Source organism: Amycolatopsis kentuckyensis (genome assembly GCF_002155975.1).
GTDB lineage: Bacteria > Actinomycetota > Actinomycetes > Mycobacteriales > Pseudonocardiaceae > Amycolatopsis > Amycolatopsis kentuckyensis.
In genome coordinates, this window is sequence record NZ_MUMI01000586.1 from 1 (window position 1) to 1,761 (window position 1,761).

At 73.8% G+C, this 1,761-nt stretch carries 2 protein-coding genes and 1 pseudogene; 2 read left to right on the plus strand and 1 reads right to left on the minus strand.

From position 1 onward, the window contains the following. A pseudogene (locus CCN39_RS42870) lies at positions 1-368 on the plus strand (WXG100 family type VII secretion target); the annotation flags it as partial. A 19-nt stretch (positions 369-387) separates the two neighbouring features. Next, the gene (locus tag CCN39_RS42875) at positions 388-852 is read left to right on the plus strand and encodes a hypothetical protein (RefSeq protein WP_086852320.1); all 465 of its coding nucleotides are present in this window, start codon (positions 388-390) and stop codon (positions 850-852) included. A 22-nt stretch (positions 853-874) separates the two neighbouring features. On the opposite strand, the gene CCN39_RS42880 is transcribed toward CCN39_RS42875, so the two are convergent. Beyond that, the gene (locus tag CCN39_RS42880) at positions 875-1,699 is read right to left on the minus strand and encodes a dienelactone hydrolase family protein (protein ID WP_086852321.1); all 825 of its coding nucleotides are present in this window, start codon (positions 1,697-1,699) and stop codon (positions 875-877) included. Between the last annotated feature and the right edge of the window lie 62 nt (positions 1,700-1,761).

Below are 1,761 nucleotides of genomic sequence, written 5' to 3' on the forward strand. Positions count from 1 at the left end.
CGGCCGTCACCGGCGGTGGGTCGCCGGACTTCGCCGGTGCCGTCTCGCTGGACCCGGGCGCCCAGACGGGCAGCGACGCCTCGCTGCCGATGTCCGACGGCGGCGGGCTCGGTGCGACCCCGGTCGACCCCGGCATGCACCAGGCGGCCGCGGGCTCGGCGAGCTCGAGCGCGATGTCGGGGATGGGCGGCATGGGCATGATGGGCGGCATGGGCGGCGCCCCCGGTGGCGGTGGCGGCGGCGACCAGCAGCGCGGGCCCAGCCAGTACCGCATCGAGGGTGGCGTGTTCGAGACGAGCGGCGCGAAGGGCCGCATCAGCGGCTCGCTCGACGACGAGGGTGACCGTTCGATCCGGTACGACCGGTGACGAGGGGCGAGGAGGGCCGATGAGCAGCGCCGAAGACCGCTATCGCGCGGCGATTTCGACGATGGACGCGGCGGCGCGGGAGCAGGACGAGCAGCGTGGGCTGCGCGAACGCCGGCTCGCCGAAGCCCAGCAGCAGGCCCGCGAGGGCATGCAGAAGGAGCTGGCCGCCGCCCAGAAGTACGCCGAGCACATGGACGAGCTCAACAAGCGTAAGCAGAGCGCGGGCGGCTGGGCGACGGAGAAGACGCTGGCCGACAAGTCCCGCGAGTCGCTGATGGAGTTCGGCGTCGCCGACGAAGAGGCCGACACCGGCTACACGAACTACCCGACGCCGAGCTACGGAACCCCGGTCGCGGCGGCCCCGCCGCGCCCGGAACCGGCCCCGGAGCCACCACCGGCGGCGCCCGAACCGCCGCGGCGGGGCAGGCACGCGCGTCAGCCCGACGACGAGGACGACTTCTCCAGCACGAGCTGGCTGGTCTGAGCCTCCGAAGAGCCCGTCCGCGTCAGTGGGCGGGCTCTTCTTCGCGCTCGATGGGGGCGCGCTTGACGTCCGCCTCGAGCAGGGGCCGGTACTTGTCGGTGCCGGTCAGGTGGGTCAGGAAGAAGGCGGTGAACAGCGCGCGGGTGAGCTGCTGCGTCTTGCGGTGCGGCTTGCCGTGCATGACCAGCTGCGACCAGTGCCTGCCCTCGGTGACGCCCAGGTGGGACGCCTTGCCGAGGAACCGCAGCTGGACGTCCTCCCCGCCCCAGGCCCCGGAGATCGCCTCGGCGTGCGCAACGGCGGGAGCGACCAAGTCGTCTTCGGCGGCGAGGTGCAGCCCGGGAACGGTGATCGCCTTCGCCGACTCGGTGGCCGGCGGCAGCGTCTGGGCGGCGGTGATGGTGGCGACGGCCTTGATCCGCGGGTTCTCGCTCCGAGCGTCCTGAGCCGCGGCGAGGACGGCGGACCCGCCACCGGTGGAGTGCCCGGCAAGGCCGAGCTTGCCGGGATCGACGCTGATGCCGTCCGGCCCGAGCCGCACGGTGGTGACGACGTCGAGAGTGGTGAGCAGATCGGCGGCGAGCAGCCGGTGCGAGGGCAGGGGCCCCCGCTGAGTGGCCGGCGCGGCGGCGACGATGCCCCAGCTGGCAAGGTGGCGAAGCAGCTCCCGGTACCGATCGGGCGGCTGCAGCCACCCGTGCCCGAAGGCCACGGCGGGCAGCCCGAGCCCGGCGCGCGGCGTGAAGACCACACCGGGCAGCCCGACCAGGGCAAGGTTGCCCCGCAGGACCTCGTGCGGACCCGGGTGCGTCAACTCCGCGAGCAGCTGCTTGGGCTTGCTGGCCATGGTCGGAACCCTACTGTGCGGACCATCCCCAGGCTCGCCCACCGCCCCGGCGCGCCGCCCAA